The 16,009-nt window shown below is 62.5% G+C and carries 11 protein-coding genes and 1 pseudogene; 3 read left to right on the top strand and 9 right to left on the bottom strand.

Features of this window, described 5'->3' with window-relative positions:
- Nucleotides 1-29 precede the first annotated feature (29 nt).
- The 6 genes from vioE to HWE17_RS27045 form a co-directional block, all read right to left on the bottom strand.
- The gene (gene vioE, locus HWE17_RS27070) at nt 30-611 is read right to left on the bottom strand and encodes a violacein biosynthesis enzyme VioE (RefSeq protein WP_176390912.1); all 582 of its coding nucleotides are present in this window, start codon (nt 609-611) and stop codon (nt 30-32) included.
- A gap of 10 nt (nt 612-621) precedes the next feature.
- Nucleotides 622-1,740 carry a tryptophan hydroxylase gene (locus HWE17_RS27065; RefSeq protein ID WP_176390911.1) on the bottom strand — a complete coding sequence of 373 codons (1,119 nt, stop codon included), beginning with the start codon at nt 1,738-1,740 and terminating at the stop codon, nt 622-624.
- Nucleotides 1,740-3,029: an NAD(P)/FAD-dependent oxidoreductase gene (locus HWE17_RS27060; RefSeq protein WP_176390910.1), complete on the bottom strand. Its 1,290-nt coding sequence runs from the start codon at nt 3,027-3,029 to the stop codon at nt 1,740-1,742. The genes HWE17_RS27065 and HWE17_RS27060 overlap by 1 nt, the downstream gene beginning before the upstream one ends.
- A gap of 1 nt (nt 3,030) precedes the next feature.
- Complete coding sequence (gene vioB / locus HWE17_RS27055) at nt 3,031-6,048, bottom strand: iminophenyl-pyruvate dimer synthase VioB (protein WP_176390909.1); 3,018 nt, start codon at nt 6,046-6,048, stop codon at nt 3,031-3,033.
- Entirely contained in the window at nt 6,045-7,352 is a 1,308-nt protein-coding gene (locus HWE17_RS27050; protein ID WP_176390908.1) for an FAD-dependent oxidoreductase, read from the bottom strand. Before HWE17_RS27050 ends, vioB begins: the two co-directional genes overlap by 4 nt.
- A gap of 520 nt (nt 7,353-7,872) precedes the next feature.
- Nucleotides 7,873-10,026: a TonB-dependent siderophore receptor gene (locus HWE17_RS27045; RefSeq protein WP_176390907.1), complete on the bottom strand. Its 2,154-nt coding sequence runs from the start codon at nt 10,024-10,026 to the stop codon at nt 7,873-7,875.
- A 74-nt stretch (nt 10,027-10,100) separates the two neighbouring features.
- Here HWE17_RS27045 and HWE17_RS27040 point away from each other — a divergent pair, with 74 nt between their 5' ends.
- Both HWE17_RS27040 and HWE17_RS27035 read left to right on the top strand, forming a co-directional pair.
- Nucleotides 10,101-10,388: a hypothetical protein gene (locus HWE17_RS27040; protein ID WP_099402184.1), complete on the top strand. Its 288-nt coding sequence runs from the start codon at nt 10,101-10,103 to the stop codon at nt 10,386-10,388.
- Between the two features lie 2 nt (nt 10,389-10,390).
- On the top strand, nt 10,391-12,622 hold the full coding sequence (locus tag HWE17_RS27035; protein WP_099402183.1) for an NADP-dependent isocitrate dehydrogenase: 2,232 nt from the start codon (nt 10,391-10,393) through the stop codon (nt 12,620-12,622).
- Nucleotides 12,623-12,714: 92 nt separating this feature from the next.
- Here the strand turns inward: HWE17_RS27035 and HWE17_RS27030 are convergent, their stop codons facing one another.
- The 3 genes from HWE17_RS27030 to HWE17_RS27020 all read right to left on the bottom strand — a co-directional run bounded on the left by HWE17_RS27030 (nt 12,715) and on the right by HWE17_RS27020 (nt 14,994).
- A complete protein-coding gene (locus tag HWE17_RS27030; RefSeq protein WP_176390906.1) occupies nt 12,715-13,158 on the bottom strand; it encodes a DUF411 domain-containing protein in 444 nt (147 codons plus the stop codon).
- A 67-nt stretch (nt 13,159-13,225) separates the two neighbouring features.
- Nucleotides 13,226-13,603, bottom strand: a complete 378-nt coding sequence (locus HWE17_RS27025; protein ID WP_176390905.1) for a hypothetical protein — start codon at nt 13,601-13,603, stop codon at nt 13,226-13,228.
- 47 nt (nt 13,604-13,650) lie between these two features.
- Nucleotides 13,651-14,994, bottom strand: a complete 1,344-nt coding sequence (locus HWE17_RS27020; protein WP_176390904.1) for a diguanylate cyclase — start codon at nt 14,992-14,994, stop codon at nt 13,651-13,653.
- 257 nt (nt 14,995-15,251) lie between these two features.
- Between HWE17_RS27020 and HWE17_RS27015 the strand changes: the two are divergent.
- A pseudogene (locus tag HWE17_RS27015) lies at nt 15,252-16,009 on the top strand (hypothetical protein); the annotation flags it as partial.

The raw sequence follows: 16,009 nt of genomic DNA, 5'->3' as shown, positions 1-16,009 counted from the left end.
TGGGGGGGGGGGCGCGCGCCACGTCCTGGTCAGGTGTTGCAAGACGTAAAGACGCTGTCCGGAATGTCGCCGACCAACAGATTGGGAAAGTCGCGTACCGACAGGTGCTGCGGGTCGTTGCCAGTGACCATGCGCAACAGGCGGTTGCCACCGGCCTCCAGGTAAAAGACCGATGGCGGCTTGCCCGTCCGCTTGACTACCCAGGCGTCCGCCTCTCGGCCCAGCACGCTGTGGAGGCCGTCGTGACGGGCACTGCCGTCGACCAGCACCGCTTGCGGCAGGAACAGGTCATGGAACGGCGTCACCTCGTCGGCCAGCGCCGTGCCCTGCAGCTGCTCGCCAGTTGCCTGCGCCTGCCTGGCGTAAGCCACTTTCTGCTTGCGGCTTTGTTCACGCCTGGCGTCGCCGATTTCCGACATCCACAGCAGGTGGCCATGTTCCTTTTCTGACCAGGGATTGAACAGGCCGTCGATGCGGCAGATGTTGCGCGCATAGTCGAACCAGCAATAGCCGGACGTGACCTGGTCATCCGCCTGCATCGGCGTCCAGTAGGAAACATAGGCGCTGCTCCATTGCATCGGCAGCAGCGGCGGGGAGACGTGTGTCGGCATGGTGTCTCCCTTAGCGGCCCAGCGCGTAGCCAAGGCTGGCCATCAGCGCTTCCTGCAGCGACGGCAATTCCTTGCGGCGGGCGTCGAAGCTGGCGGTCAGCTCTTCATTGCTCAGTTCGATACGTTCGCCGACGCTTTCAAACCACAGGCGGCTGCTGTTGGCGTGCTCCTTGAACAGTTGCACCAGGGGCACGGCGCGGGTATTGAAGCTGTCCAGGGCCGCGGCCGTGCCGGCTTCGGTATTGAGGATTTTGACCAGCAGCAGGGCCGCCACCACGGCCATGGTGGTGCCATGGCCAATGGAAAAATGTCCCGATTGCAGCGCATCGCCGAGCAGGACGAACTTGCCGTCGCAGGCCTGGTCGTGGCTGAGGGTCATGAAGTTGCGCCAGCCCTGGCCTGGTTGGCTCTGCAGTCCGTGCTCGCCGAGTTCTGCTTTGAACGTGTTGGCGATGTACGCGGCGGCGTCGCGCTCGGACAGCGCTTCCAGCCCGGCCCTGGCGTACGTTTCTTCGCTGCACTCGACGATAAAGGTGCTCATCGTGTCCGAGTATTTATAGGCATGGCCGATGAAAATGCCGTGCTCATTGCTGCGGAACACCAGGTTCATCTGGTCGAACAGCTGGGTGGTGCCGTACCAGATGTATTTGTTGCGGCCGAAATCGATGTGCGGCGCCAGCGCCGGCGGCAAGTCCAGTGATTTGTAGTTGACGCCATTCGATACCACCACCAGGTCGTACTCGGCCTCCAGCTGCGCCTTGTCCGCTGGCGGCGTTTCGTAGCTGATCGTGATGCCGGCCGCCACGCACTTGGCGCGCAGGGCCTGCACCAGGGCCTGGCGTCCGACGCCGCACAGGGTCACGCCGGTGCTCATCAGATTGGGCTGGTCGTGATGCACGAGCTTGAATTCTTCCAGGAACTGCGGATTGAGCCGCTCCGGCTGCTCCAGGTAGGACAGCGGGTTGGCCGGATGGCGCGGCGGCCGTCCCGGCAGTACCACGCCCCAGCCCAGCACTTCTTCCGGGGTGTTTTTTTCCGTAATGCTGATATCCCAGCCGGGCTGGGCCTGTTTCATTTGACTGGCAAACAGCAGTCCTGCGGGGCCTGCGCCGATGACGAGAATGTTCATTAATTTACCCTTCCAAGTTTGTACCAAACGTTTTGTTTCTTCTGGATTTGCTGCAATTCATCGTAAGGAACCGATGTGAAGTACAGTTTCTCCGCCATGTCTGGCGGATAAACACGGGGGAATTTCTTGTGCATGTAGCGCGTGTAGCGCGTCTGCAGGAAGAAAATCAGATTCGGATTGCTCAGCGCTTCATAGTTGGCGATCGCCATATCCTGCATGGCGTCCGCCTGCACCTTGCGCTGCTGCGTGAACTCGGACAGGGCAGGGCCCAGGGCGTTGCCGTGCTTTTCCAGCAGGGAAACGAAGACGTGGACGTCTTCCAGCGCCATGTTCATGCCTTGTCCGAGGAAGGGGGCGGTGGCATGCGCCGCATCGCCTATCAGCAGGATATTGGCCTTGTAGTGGAAGGTGCTGGAGCGGACATTGATGAGGTCGTTGCTGGGCAGCGCCATGAACTGGTCCAGCATCTCCTTGCGGCGCTCCGGCGGCAGGGTGCCGAAGTAGCGGCTGAAGAAGTCGGCCATGGCTTCGCGGTTGAGCGTGCCCAGGCTGGGCGTGCCGGTGTAGGGCAGGCACAGGGCAAAGCTGATGCTGCCGTCCGGGATGGTGGCCGCGCGGCCTGCAAACAGGCCCTTGGAATCCATGCCGAAGAAGTACAGCAAATCCTTCCTGAAACCCAGATCCGCCGCGTTCGGCAACACCAGCGTCTTGTAGCCGTGGCGGAAGTAACTTTGCCGGAACTCGAAACGGCGCATGCCGCTTTGCATGGCGCGCCGCACGGCCGAGTGGGCACCGTCGGCACCAATGACCAGGTCGCCATGCAGTTGCTGCAAGGCGCCATCCGGACCCTGGATCAGCACGATCTTTCTTTCCAGGTCGACATCCAGGCATTTATGCTCAAAGTAATATTTCACCTCGTGCTTGGCGGCATGCCGGTTCAGCAGGCGCTGGAAGGCGGTGCGGTCCAGCGACAGGGGGAACAGGCCTTCGAGCGGAGTCAGCTCGCGTATCCGGTGCCGGCCGCCTACGCTGAAAGCCATGCCGACGATGGGTTCGCCGCACTGGTCGAGCTCCTGCTTGCTGATGCCCGCTCCCAGGACGGCCTTGATGCCGCGCACCGTCATGCTCACGCCGATGGCGCGCGAGTTGACCGGGTCGGCGTTTGCCGCGTTTTCCAGCAGCGGATCGCCGCGCTTTTCGACAACGTGGACATCGTGTCCCCGTTGCGCCAGATAAATGGCGCTGAGGCTACCTGCCAGGCCTCCGCCGACGATAATGATTTTATGCATTTCAAGCCTCTCTTGACATCTTTCCCCGAGATAAATCGGTAAGTTGCTGATTAAAAAATTCCAACATTTCTATCGGCGCCATGCCGATGGCATCGCTCTCAAGGCCGCGCGCGTACTGCGCCAGCGCCAGGCATTTCTGCGCCAGCATGTCGCAGCCCAGGCTGTAGTCGCTGCTGACCCGGCTGCTGACGGGCGCTGGCACGGGCGGCCCCGCATGGCGGCCGGGCACGCCGGACGGCATGTTCATCAGGGCGGCCGACAGGGGGCGCAACAGGCCGGTCATGATGTCGATGGAGGCGTTCATCAGGCGCGAGCGGCGCAGGCTGCCCAGCGGCTGCTGCGCGAAATGGTGCGCCATCATCAGGAAGGTCAGTTCGTAGCAGCCTTGATACAGCTGCATCAGCGCGCGCGCCTTGTGATCGGTCACCACGGTGCAGTCCGCGCGCGCTTCCAGCACGGGATTCTTCAGCGCCGGCACGGCCGGCTCGAACGGCTTGTCGCAGGCTGAAAATTTGCCGGCGACGGTGCGCAGCCGCTGGAAGTGCGACGAGGCGAAATGCGGCGAATCGACGGCCACGCCTTCGCCCTGTTCCGTGACGAAATCGATGGCGAACAAGGCGCTGTCGCGGTCGGACACTTCCAGCTGGTAGCCGGGATAGGCGCGGTTGGTCAGTTCTTTCAGGAACAAATGGTGTTCGCCGCCGCGCTTGCCGCCGCCGCTCTCGAACAGGCCGGGCAGCCCGGCCAGGGCCTGGCGGATCGCGATATAGAAGGTGGCAATCGATTTGCCCGGCGTGGGAATGTAGTCGGGCCATTCGAAGCGCACGAAGCGGGCCAGCACGTGTTCGGAAAATGGCTCGAACGCAAATTCCGTATCCAGGCCGAAACGCTGGCGCGCCTGCTGGCCCAGCAGCGGCGTACCGCTGTAAAACGGCTCGCCCAGCGCCATCAGCACATTGTTCACTAATAAGTAGTGAATCATTTCTTCATGCGCGATTTCCAGCAGGGCGCCGCGCGTGCCGCTGTTGCGGCGCCGGTCTTCGGCGCCGCAGGCCAGCTCCAGCTCGGCCGGCAGCCAGCGGCCGGCCTGCACCAGCGCTTCCCCCTGCGCATAATTGGGAATCGAATACGCGGCATACAGGTATTGCAGCATCAGCGACAGTTCCAGGTCGATGGCCTTTTTCAGCTCCTCGATCAGTTCGGTCTTGCTGCCGATGACAGGCGGCGGGGCCGCTTCCGGCACCGCCGCCTTGGCCGCGGCTGCCGCCTCGACCTGGGTCAGGTATTTCAGGAACAGGCGCGACTTTGGCAGCGACAGTTCGCGGGTGCTGGGCATGTAGTAGCTTTTTTCGCGGTTCTGCGGATCGCACATCTGCCACATCAGGCGCGAATACGTTTCGCACTTGCACTGGTCCGCCAGGCTGAAGACCTTGTCCGACATGAAGGGATACACGAGCTCGTAGTAACTCATCACATGCCGGTAGAGGAAGGCGTAGTCGACCTGTTCGGCCGGTACGTCGTCGAGGTCCCAGTCGTCGGGTAGCACGCGCACGCCGAGGTATTGTTTATCCTGGCCTGTGCCCAGCACGATGCGGGTCGCGCCCGGCTGGCGTCCCGTCAGGGTCAGCGCCGTGTAGCCATGCCCGAGCGGCGACGGCTGCTGCTGCACGGCCAGCAGCGCGCCGTCTTCCGCTTGCGCCAGGGACGGGGGCGCCGCCAGCTCGCCGCGGAAGCGGCTTTGCACGGTGATGGTCTGCGGAAATTGCTCGTGCTTTTTATGGTTCGGCGCTTCCAGGTACAGCTGGTTGCTGTCCGATTGCAGCACCCAGTCGGCCTCGTCCCACTGCGCCTGCGCGCTGCCCAGTCTGAGCGAACCCGAGGCGCCAGCGTGCAGCAGCGGCACGTCGAAGATCCCGTGATGGCGCCAGTGGTCGCGGTACAGCGATTCCGGAATCCTGGCCAGCAAGGTGCCTGTGTCATCATGCAGCAGCAGGTCGCCGAGCGCCTGCTTGCCGCCCAGCACATGCGTGGGATGCTGTTCCGAGACGGCGGCCGCGTCGCGCGTGGTGAAGGGGATGGCCGTCGGCATGTTGAACGCGACGCGGTCCGCGTGCACTTGCACCAGCACCGGCCCCAGGCTGGCCTGGCGCGGCTGCAGCAGGCGGCCAGCCGGATAGGTGGCCAGCTCGTCGCGCCGCCACAGGCCGATGCTGCCGGCCAGGTCGTAGAACACGGGCGAGTCGGGTTTTAGCGGCGTCGACATATTGAACAGGCAGTACTGCACCGTCAGACCCAGCACGTCATCGTCGGCCAGGGCTTGCTGCAAGGCACGCATGCTGGCCGGCAGCGGCAGGTCCGCATTGAACAGGAAATGCGGGTCTTGCTTGGCCACGGAAAACTGGAACAGCCGCGAGCGGCCAAATTCCTCGTCCAGAAAATGCCCGCTGCGTTCCGTGATATGGCCGCTGCCGAGCCAGCGCACCGAGTGCGCCTGCGCGATGTCGGCCGTGAACAAGGTGGGCGTGTTGGGCGTGGCCAGCTTGTCGCTCAGGGTGAACTGACCGGCGTAGATCAGCGTGGTGTCCGGTTGCGCCGGGTTGTTGTCGATCCACCTGGCGCGGTTGAACGTCGTGCGCAGGTACTCGTTGTAGTGGCCCCACAGGCCCAGCCTGGCGCCCACCAGCGCGTCTTTCGTATCGACCTCGCCCTCACGCAGCTGGACACCCGTGATCCGCGCGCTTTCCCACGAGAAATGATTATTCCCGCCAAAATTGTGGCCTGCCGCCAGGCTGAAGACGCCGTCCGGATCGGGCTTGCCCTGTGCGTTGAAGCGGGGGGCAAGCTGTTTCAGGTGCGCATGGAATTCGGCTGGCGGCCGGCTCAGGTCGACAGCTTCGCCCGCCATCGATACCGCATTCGTGGCGATATCGATGTTGCCGTGCGTATTGCGATTCCCCGTCGGCACATTGGCGCGGGCAAAACCCCGAAAATGCAGGCGGGGGAAGTCAAGTAAGCTCATGCGCGCTCGGTCGAGGAAGTGATGAAGGTATCGTTGGCAGCTTCCTCTTCCGTCCGCTGATCGAGCCGTTGCAGCAACAGGCCGCTGGCGTGTTGGGCGCTGATCAGGCTGCCTTCCATCCAGCCGCAATGCGCGGTATAGGCATCCGAGCAGGAGATGATGCCGTCGCGGTGCAGCAGCACGGCCGGATGCTCGGCTTCCGGCTCCACGCAAAACTCGACGCCATGCGGCCAGAACTTGTGGAAGTGCGCCTTGATCGGCGGCAGCGGCTGGCCATCGAGCGGCAGGACTTCTTCCAGGTGGCTGCGGACACGCTCCAGGTACACCTCTTCACCAAGCTCCAGGCTGTCGCGCCAGTAAGTGGCGCTTTTGCTGTCGGTATAGAACAGCACGTATTTGTCGCCCTTGAAGTAGATCTTGCGCAGGGGATTTGCCGCCATCAGCACCTTGTCGGTCAGCCCCAGCGCGTCCCACCAGGCCGTGTCGAACGTGAAGAATCCCTTGAACAGGGGCAGCGAGTCGTACTGGAACGGGCTCCAGGCGGCAGGAAAATCCAGGTTCAGGCGCGGCATGGCGGACGGCGGGACGGTCATCACCAGATGGCGTGTCCGGTGCATATGCGTGTCGCCGTGGTGGCTGAAGGCAAGCACATGCTCGGCGCCCGATTTTTCAACGGACAGCAAGCGGTGTTCGAGCCGGAACTCCACCCCGGCGGCCTGCGCCTGGTGCTGCAACTGGCACAGCAACGCGTGGTAGCCGTCGGTGGCATAGTGCCACCGGTTGGCGGCGTTTTCCGTAAAGTGCTGCGTTTCCGGATGCTTCTTGATGATGTCGTAGGCCATGGCCGCCGAGACCATCGGCAGCAGCAAGGCGTCATAGCCGGTTGCCTTGATGATCTGGGTGGCCCTGGCGGCGCCCAGGTAATGGCTGAAGAACGCGAGGAAGGAGTCGTTCGGATGCTCTTTCAGCATCGGGCTCAGGCCATCGAGCGTTGCCTTCAGCTCCTCCAGCACGCTATCGCGGGAGATGACCTCGGTGAACGGGTAGACGGCATGCGGCAGTCCGCTGCCCTGCATCAGTTGCTGGAAATGCGGATGCAGCTGCGGCGAGTAGCGGGCGGCGCCGAGTTCGGCAATTTCCTCGCCGTTTATTTTTCGCGACTGGATGCGGCCGCCGACGGTGGCGTTCAGGTCGAATACGCGGATGCGCAGCTTCCTGCTGGCGGCGGCGTCGATCAGTTGATTGGCGCAAGTCAGGCCTCCGATGCCGGCGCCCACGATGCAAATATCAGAATACGTGCTCATACGAAATTCCTTTTTAACGTGCATTAATCAAAAAGCTGCAAAATCGCTAGCAAAAGTTTCCCCGGCACGTGTAGGCGAGGGAGGGGGACGCTGCGTGTTACCGCACTTCGCGAGCGTTATCGGCTGGGAAATGAAGAGCCTGGCGAAAACTGGCGTTGTGTCTGGAATGGTCGATTCTTGGCAGCAGAGTTTCTGTTTCAAATCAAAGATGGCACCGACAGTAGCCCACGCATCGGGCAGTCAATTTGATAAATATCAATGTAGTTGTCGTTCGGCGTGACGCCTGTGTTGATGCAGCGCTGCCAGCGCGGTGGCGGCGGCGGTGTGCCTGGCAGGGGCAGGGAGGACTGGAATGTGGAGCGGTGCGGGTTCTCCCGCCACTGCCCTGGTCCGTTAGACCGCAGTCATGCGGAGAGTTCCGCTGTTTGCCGATGGCGACAGGGCCGGCAAAGGATCCTGTCGCCATCGGCGGTGGGTAGGTCTCTTTTTGCTGCTTTTTTTACTTTGCTGCTGGAGTCCGTTAAAAATCCACGGCGGCCGACAGTTGCACGCTGCGGGGCGCCGATTGCGACACGGTGCCATACGAAGCCACGCCGGCCCAGTAGTGACGGTCAAACGCGTTCATCAGGCCGGCGCGCAAGGTCGTCGCCTTGCCGGCGATGGCCGTGCGGTAGCGCAAGCCCAGGTCGACCTTGGTCCACGACGGCACCGATTGCAGATTCGTCTGGTCGACAAACTGCTTGCTCGTGTAGCTGACGGCGCCCGTGGCCGTCAGGCCCGGCCAGTACGGCAGATCCCATTCGCCGCCCAGGTTGGCCATCGACGTGGGCACGCCGACGGGGCGCTTGCCGATGGTGGCGGCGTTGTTGGTTTTCACCAGGCGCCCGTCGAGCAGGGTGACGCCGGCCAGCAGGCGCACACTCTTGCTGGCGGCGCCGGACAGGTTCAGTTCCAGGCCACGGTTGCGCTGTTCGCTATCCATGCTGTAGACCTTGCCATACAGCTGGCCGCTGGGTTTGCTCACCTGGAACACGGCCAGGGTCGCCAGCACGACGCCGAAATCGGCCTTCGTGCCCACTTCATACTGCTTGCTCTTGTAGGGCGCGAAGACCTGGCCCGCGTTGGCGGCGATGTTCGGCGCGATATCGCCCTTGCTCAAGCCCTCGATATAGTTCGCATACAGCGACATGTGGCGCAGCGGCTTGACGACGATGCCGGCCAGCGGCGTCAACGCGCCCTGCTTGTAATGCGTGGTGAGCGCGCCGCTGGTGGCGTGGTAGTTTTTCGATTCGACCAGCTGGCGGCGCACGCCCAGGGTCAGTTGCACGCGCTGGTCCAGCATGTCCAGCGTATCGGCCACGGCCAGGCTGGAGAGGGTCGACGCGGACAGTTTCGGCACGCGGGGCGGAGCGGGAATGCCGGGGTCGGGCACGGCGACAGGGTGGTAGATATTCGAGGTGATGAGCTTGCCGGAATTGCTCACGCTGCCAAACTCGTCGCGGTAGACATTACCCATCACGACCAGCGCATGCTCGACGCCGCCCGTGCGAAAACGCGTGCGCACGCCCGTGTCGGCGCTGGCGCGCCGCACGCGGAATTTCCAGTGCATGGGCGTGACCGTCATGTCGCCTGCCGCGCTGGCGATGGTCGGCGTCTGGTCCGAATAGCGCGAGACGTCGGAGCGCGTGCCGCCCACATCGGCGAACACGGTCACTTTATCGTTCACATCGTATTCGAGCTTGCCCAGGGTGGCCAGGTCGTTGGACTTCCACCAGCCCCAGGACTGGGCGATATTGCGCCGGCCATCGGGCGCTTGCGGCACGGGCAGGCGCGCGGCCACGAGGAAGGGGCGCGTGGGCGCGTCGATCCACTGGTATTGCTCGATCACGTCGAGCGAGGCGCGCAGCCGCTGTCCCTGGTAGTCGAGGGCGATGGCCGCCACTTCCGCGCGCGAGGTCTGGTGGTCGAGCGGCGTGCGGCCCTGGCGGTGCAAGCCATTGACGCGGATGCCGAAGCGCCGCTCGTCGCCGAAACGGCGGCTGACGTCGATGGCCGCGCCAGCCTGCGAGCCCGAGCCGTAGTCAAAAGTCAGGCGCGTCAGGTCGCGCGGCAGCGAGCGTTTCGGCACGGCATTGACGACGCCGCCCACGCCGCCGTTTGGCGACATGCCGTACAGCAGGGCGGCCGGTCCCTTGAGCACTTCGACGCTCTGCAGGTATTCCGTAAACAGGTGGTAATTGGGCGACACGCCATACACGCCGTCAAACGCCACTTCGCTCAGATTGCCCTCGTTGAGGGGAAAGCCGCGGATGAAGAAGGAATCCGTGACGCCGCCGATCTGGCCCGTGAAGCGGGTCGATGGGTCGCCGCCCAGCACCTCGGCCAGGGTCAGCGCCTGCTGGTCCAGCATGCGCTGGCTGGTGTAGCTGTTGACGCTGAAGGGCGTATCGAGCAAGTCTTTTTCACCGAGCATGCCGGCGCGCGCGCTTTTGGCGATCTGTCCGCCGGCGTCCGCTTCGGCCTGGCCATTCACCAGCACGGTGGCGAGCGGGGTCGATGCATCGGCCGCCGCCTGGGCGATCGCCTGCGGCGTGACGCTGGCAACGAGCAGGCCGGCGAGGATCAGCCGGGTGGTGAGGTGGGGGTGGGCGAGTGGGGAATGTGGAATGGGCATCAAGGGCAGCGTATAAAGTTAGTAGGGAGGAATTGCATGCACGACATTATAAATGAGAATCATTACGATTTATAATGATTAACATCGTCATCGCTGCCACGCTCACGACCATGCCGCGCGCGTGCCTGGAAGGCATTTCAGCGCGGAAAATGGCCATCCTGGGCCTTCAGATCCCGATATTTGCTGTCTTATATAAGATTCGTCGCCATCGGATACACAAACAGCGGCAGGACAGTCTAAAATACGTGGTGGGCAAGCACGGCGTCACCGCCGGCACACTAGCCGTCCAAAGCAAGGCTAACCGTCCTGTGTTTGGAATGAAGAAAGTTAACCACCAGGCATCACCGCATACAAGGGAATGAACATGGCAACACAAAAATCCAAAATCATCTACACGCTGACTGACGAGGCGCCGCTGCTCGCGACGTATTCCCTGCTGCCAATTATCAAAAAATTCACCGCGCCGGCTGGCGTGGACGTGGTCGCCAGCGATATTTCGGTGGCGTCGCGTGTACTGGCTGAATTTCCCGAATTCCTGACGGACGCGCAAAAAGTCCCGAACACCCTGGCTGAACTGGGCAAATTGACCCAGAATCCGGACACCAACATCATCAAGCTGCCGAACATCAGCGCTTCGCAAGGCCAGCTGATCGCCTGCGTGCGCGAATTGCAAGGCCGTGGCTACAAGCTGCCGGATTACCCGGAAGATGCGAAGACGGAAGAAGAAAAAGCCTTGAAGGCCCGCTACGGCAAGTGCATCGGCAGCTCCGTCAACCCGGTCCTGCGTGAAGGCAATTCCGACCGCCGCGCACCGAAGGCTGTCAAAGAGTACGCACGCAAGCACCCGCATTCGATGGGCGAGTGGAGCCAGTCGTCGCAAACGCACGTCTCGCACATGCACCACGGCGACTTCTACCATGGTGAAAAATCGCTGACCCTGGAAAAGGCGCGCGACGTCAAGATGGAACTGGTCACGGCCTCGGGCAAGACCATCGTGCTGAAACCGAAGGTTTCCCTGCAAGCGGGCGAAATCATCGACAGCATGTTCATGAGCAAGAAAGCGCTGCTGGAGTTCTACGAGAAAGAAATCGACGACGCCTTCAAGACGGGCGTGATGTTCTCGCTGCACGTCAAGGCGACCATGATGAAGGTGTCGCACCCGATCGTTTTCGGTCACTGCGTGCGCATCTTCTACAAGGACGCGTTCGCCAAGCACGCCGCCCTGTTCGACAAGCTGGGCGTGAATGTCAACAATGGCATGAGCAACCTGTACGACAAGATCGAAACCTTGCCGGCGTCGCAAAAAGATGAAGTGCTGAAAGACCTGCACGCCTGCCACGCGCATCGTCCGGAACTGGCCATGGTCGATTCGGCCAAGGGCATCACCAACTTCCATTCGCCGAACGACATCATCGTCGACGCGTCGATGCCAGCCATGATTCGTATCGGCGGCAAGATGTGGGGCGCCGATGGCCGTCCGAAAGACGTCAAGGCAGTCATGCCGGAATCGACTTTCGCACGGATCTACCAGGAAATGATTGGCTTCTGCAAATGGCATGGCAACTTCGATCCGAAGACCATGGGCACCGTGCCGAACGTGGGCCTGATGGCGCAGCAAGCGGAAGAATACGGTTCGCACGACAAGACGTTTGAAGTGCCTGAAGGCGGCATCGCCAACATCACCGACCTGGAAACGGGCGAAGTGCTGCTGACGCAAACGGTGGAAGAGGGCGATATCTGGCGCATGTGCCAGGTCAAGGACGCACCGATCCGCGACTGGGTCAAGCTGGCCGTCACGCGCGCGCGCAACTCGGGCATGCCTGCCGTGTTCTGGCTCGATTCCTACCGTCCGCACGAGAACGAAGTCATCAAGAAGGTACAGGTTTACCTGAAGGAGCACGACACCAAGGGCCTGGACATCCAGATCATGTCGCAAACGCGCGCCATGCGTTACACGCTGGAGCGCGCCTTCCGTGGCCTGGACACCATCTCGGTGACCGGCAACATCCTGCGCGATTACCTGACCGATTTGTTCCCGATCCTGGAACTGGGTACGTCCGCCAAGATGCTGTCGATCGTGCCTTTGATGGCCGGCGGCGGCATGTACGAAACGGGCGCCGGCGGTTCGGCACCGAAACACGTCAAGCAACTGGTGGAAGAAAACCATTTGCGCTGGGATTCGCTGGGCGAGTTCCTGGCCCTGGCCGTGTCGCTGGAAGACATGGGCATCAAAACGGGCAACGCCAAGGCCAAAATCCTGGCGAAAACCCTCGATGAAGCCACCGGCAAGCTGCTGGACAACAACAAGTCGCCATCGCCACGTACCGGCGAACTCGACAACCGCGGCAGCCATTTCTACCTGGCCATGTACTGGGCGCAAGCCCTGGCTACGCAGAAGGACGATGCGGAACTGGCGGCGCATTTTGCGCCAGTGGCCAAGGCCCTGGCCGACAACGAAGAAAAGATCGTTGCCGAGCTGAAAGCAGTACAAGGCAAGGAAACGGATATCGGCGGTTACTACCTGCCAGATCCGGCGAAGACGGAAGCGGTCATGCGTCCTAGCGCCAGCCTGAATGCCGTGCTGGACAGCATCTGATGCAGTCCTGACAGGCAGTCAGTGCTTGACTGCCTGACACAAAAAACGCCGCCGGAAGCGATTCCGGCGGCGTTTTTCATTTCCCCTCAGGGTTATTTGTAGTGCTTGTAGACTTCGGTGCTGCTATTGTTCTTGACCAGCAGGACGTCATACGCATCCTTGCGCGGTCCTTCCATGCCTGGCGAACCCATCGGCATAGCCGGCACGGCCAGGCCTTTGGCCTTGGGTTTCTCGCGCAGCAACTGCTTGATTTCGCTGGCCGGTACATGGCCCTCGATGGCGTAGCCGTTGACGAGGCCCGTGTGGCATGAGCCGAGCGCGTCGGGAATGCCCGCCAGCTTGCGGTATTGCGCCGGCATCTCGACATTTTTCGCGCGCACCGTAAAGCCGTTCGCTTCGAGGTGCTTGATCCATGCGGAACAGCAGCCGCACGAGGCGCTCTTGTAGACTTCAATGACGGGCAGGGCCGCCATGGCGAACGTGGGCAGGCCCAGCATGGCGGCGAAGGCGCCGCGCACTAATAAATGTTTGATCATGTGCTGCTTTCAGACGAAGTAGGTCTATCGTGGCCACCTCGGTGGCCTGTGTGGGACGTGCTTGGGGCTATGCGGAAAGCGGTCTCGGCGGCCGGCGCGGGCCGTCGGGAATGAATCCGGTCAGCAAGGTGGCCGTTGCGATGGCGACTTGTTGCGCGCCGGTGCAGGGCACGGCAGGCAGGGCGAGGCAGGGCGGCATCAGCGCGCCCGCGCAAAAACTGGAGCAGGCGCCGCATGCGGGGTGCTTGGCAGGGGGCTTGTTGTCTTCTGGCGTGCCGGCGCTGTCCGCAGCGTGATGCTGGCAGGCGGCCGGCACAGCGGCGGCAGGCGCGGCAGGTGCGGCTGCGAACGGCGCGCACGCCAGCATGGCGCCCGCAGCGGCCGCTTGCAGTGGCACCGCCGTGATCAACAGCAGGATCAGCCATGTTTTGAAGAGTCTCAGCATCGCCGGAAAGTATAGCATGCGCAACTGTCGCCAAGGGCGGGCGTAGGCTAGCGCGAGGCGGCGGCCAGCACCTTCGAAGCGTACATGGCCCGGTCCGCATGGCGCAGCAACTGCTGCGTGGTATCGCCGTCTTCCGGATAGTGGGCCACGCCGATGCTGACGGCGATCTGCAATTGTTGTCCGTTGCCCAGGTGCAGCGGCGCAGCCAGGGCCGCATGGATCTTTTGCTCGATCAGGCTGACGTCCACCGGCGCGGCATTGCTTTCCAGAAGCACGACGAATTCATCGCCGCCCATCCTGGCCAGGGTGTCGGTTTCACGCATGCAATCGCGCAGGCGGCTCGCCACCGTTTGCAGCAGCAGGTCGCCACAGGCATGGCCGTGCTCGTCGTTGACCCGCTTGAAATTGTCGAGGTCGAGAAACAGCAGCGACAGCCGGCCTTCCTGGCGGTGCGCGCGCGCGAACGCCGTGTGCAGGTGGTCATGGAACAGGCGGCGGTTGGGCAATCGGGTCAGCTCGTCGTGCATGGCCATGAACTGCATTTGCGTCTGCAACTGGCGGCGCTCGATGGCGGTGGCAAGTTGCTTGGCGACAAATTGCAGCAAATCCTGGTCTTGCGCCGAACCGATGACGGCATCCTGGCCCCCTTGCAGGGCCAGCGCGCCGATGCTGCCCAGGGACGAATACAGCGGCACGGCCAGCCAGCACGAAGACAGGGCGCAGGCCGCCGTTTGCAGCGCCGCCGGCAGACCTGCCAGTTGTCCCGCCTGCAGACGCAGCGGGCGGCCGCTGCGCAGGACTTCGTCGCACAGCAGGCTGGCCAGGGATGAGGTTGGCTGGGGCGCGCTGTCGTCGGCATGCGAGGTCATCGGAGCTTGCACGCCGTGTTCGTCATGCAGCAGCAAGGTCAGGCTGCGCGTCGGCAAGTGTTCGCCGATGATGTGCTGGATGCGGTGCAGCAAGGCGGGCAAGTCCTGCGTGGCCTGCATGGCTTCGGAGATGGCGTACAGCGCGGCCTGCTTGGCCTGCGCCTGTTTCAGCAAGGTGATGTCGCGCGCCACCGCCACGCGCAGCTGGTCGGCGGCGGACCAGCGGGCCGACCACATGATGTGCGCCAGGCTGCCATCCTTGCGCAGGTAGCGGTTCTCGAAGTGCGTCTGTGCATGGCCATCCATGATGGCTTGCGCGGCGGCCAGGGTGCGGGCGCGGTCGGCGGGCGCGACCAGGTCGAGCATGCGCTTGCCGATCATTTCCTGCTGCGTATAGCCGAAGATGCGTTCGCAGGCGGCGCTGACGAAAACAAAGCGCCCCTCCACGTCGACCATGCACACGGCATCGAGCAACAAGTCGGTAAAGCTGGCCAGCGGGGCGTGCAGAATCTTGTGTTCCATATTGGCATTTTAATGGACATTCCCGGCAGAGATTCAACTTGTTGTGGGTAGTCAAGGCTGGCGGCATGAAAATGTTTCATTTCCCCGACGCTCATGCTTTGCCGTTTCTTGCCGTTAATGCAGTATTGCCATGCAGTACTTGCCATCACGCCAGATAACGTGACGCCAGGTTTGCCTGGCGCCAGGTGATTGCAAAAAAACTAACCATATCGAACTTTTATGATGCCTCCTCTCTCCATTTGCAAGGTGACAGCGCCATGACCTCCATTTCTCCACTGTCCAGTTGGAATAGCGCCCCGTCACGGGCCTCCGCCACCACGTCGAACCGCACGGAGGCGCCGGCGCCCGCATCCACGCCGTCTGCCATCGTTGCGCTCAGCCCGGAGAGCGTGAACGACGGCAAGCCGGCCGCGTTCGTGAAAGCGCCCATGGTGTGGGAAAGCACGACGCGCGACAAGGTCAGCGAGGCGATGACGAAGAGTTTCTCGTCGTACGCGTTTGGCGGCCGCTTCAGCGGCCTGGGCGCGGCCATGCTGGGACAGGCCAAGCTGGGAAACTATAATTTCTCGCAGGCGATGCGGCAGCCGCCGCCAAGCACCACGCCGAATATCTATGGCGCATCCGGCATCGCGCCCGGCAGCCTGCATGGCAATGGCGAAGACCGGGTGTCCCTCAGCATCACCACCAAGAGCGGCGTCGAAGTCAAGCTGTCGCTCGACAGCCAGGGCGACGGCCTGGCCGTGAACATGACGACCAGCGGCGACCTCAGCGACGCTGAAGCGCGCGCCCTGGGCGAGCTGGCGAAGGGTTTCCAGGAAGCCATCGACGGCATGGGAGAAAGTACGCCGAAAATCAAGCTGGAAGGCTTGATGCAGTTCGACCAGCAGGTGCTCGAGTCGGTGAAGCTGCATGCGGAAGTGAAGGTGCGGGGTGAGCCGGAAAGTGTTCAAACCCTCGATTTCCAGGCTGATGGCGCGCAGCGCAAGATCAGCTTCAGCGGCTTGGTCGGCAGGGG

It is taken from the genome of Janthinobacterium sp. BJB401 (assembly GCF_013372745.1).
Taxonomy (GTDB): Bacteria; Pseudomonadota; Gammaproteobacteria; order Burkholderiales; family Burkholderiaceae_D; genus Janthinobacterium; species Janthinobacterium rivuli.
Note: the sequence above shows the minus strand (reverse complement) of the source record. Positions and strands in the feature narration are given on the sequence as shown.

What these genes read in the sequence shown, in the direction of transcription:
- vioE (WP_176390912.1), bottom strand. Translation starts at nt 611, where the DNA reads ATGCCGACACACGTCTCCCCGCCGCTGCTGCCGATGCAATGGAGCAGC.
- HWE17_RS27065 (WP_176390911.1), bottom strand. Translation starts at nt 1,740, where the DNA reads ATGAACATTCTCGTCATCGGCGCAGGCCCCGCAGGACTGCTGTTTGCC.
- HWE17_RS27060 (WP_176390910.1), bottom strand. Translation starts at nt 3,029, where the DNA reads ATGCATAAAATCATTATCGTCGGCGGAGGCCTGGCAGGTAGCCTCAGC.
- vioB (WP_176390909.1), bottom strand. Translation starts at nt 6,048, where the DNA reads ATGAGCTTACTTGACTTCCCCCGCCTGCATTTTCGGGGTTTTGCCCGC.
- HWE17_RS27050 (WP_176390908.1), bottom strand. Translation starts at nt 7,352, where the DNA reads ATGAGCACGTATTCTGATATTTGCATCGTGGGCGCCGGCATCGGAGGC.
- HWE17_RS27045 (WP_176390907.1), bottom strand. Translation starts at nt 10,026, where the DNA reads ATGCCCATTCCACATTCCCCACTCGCCCACCCCCACCTCACCACCCGG.
- HWE17_RS27040 (WP_099402184.1), top strand. Translation starts at nt 10,101, where the DNA reads ATGATTAACATCGTCATCGCTGCCACGCTCACGACCATGCCGCGCGCG.
- HWE17_RS27035 (WP_099402183.1), top strand. Translation starts at nt 10,391, where the DNA reads ATGGCAACACAAAAATCCAAAATCATCTACACGCTGACTGACGAGGCG.
- HWE17_RS27030 (WP_176390906.1), bottom strand. Translation starts at nt 13,158, where the DNA reads ATGATCAAACATTTATTAGTGCGCGGCGCCTTCGCCGCCATGCTGGGC.
- HWE17_RS27025 (WP_176390905.1), bottom strand. Translation starts at nt 13,603, where the DNA reads ATGCTGAGACTCTTCAAAACATGGCTGATCCTGCTGTTGATCACGGCG.
- HWE17_RS27020 (WP_176390904.1), bottom strand. Translation starts at nt 14,994, where the DNA reads ATGGAACACAAGATTCTGCACGCCCCGCTGGCCAGCTTTACCGACTTG.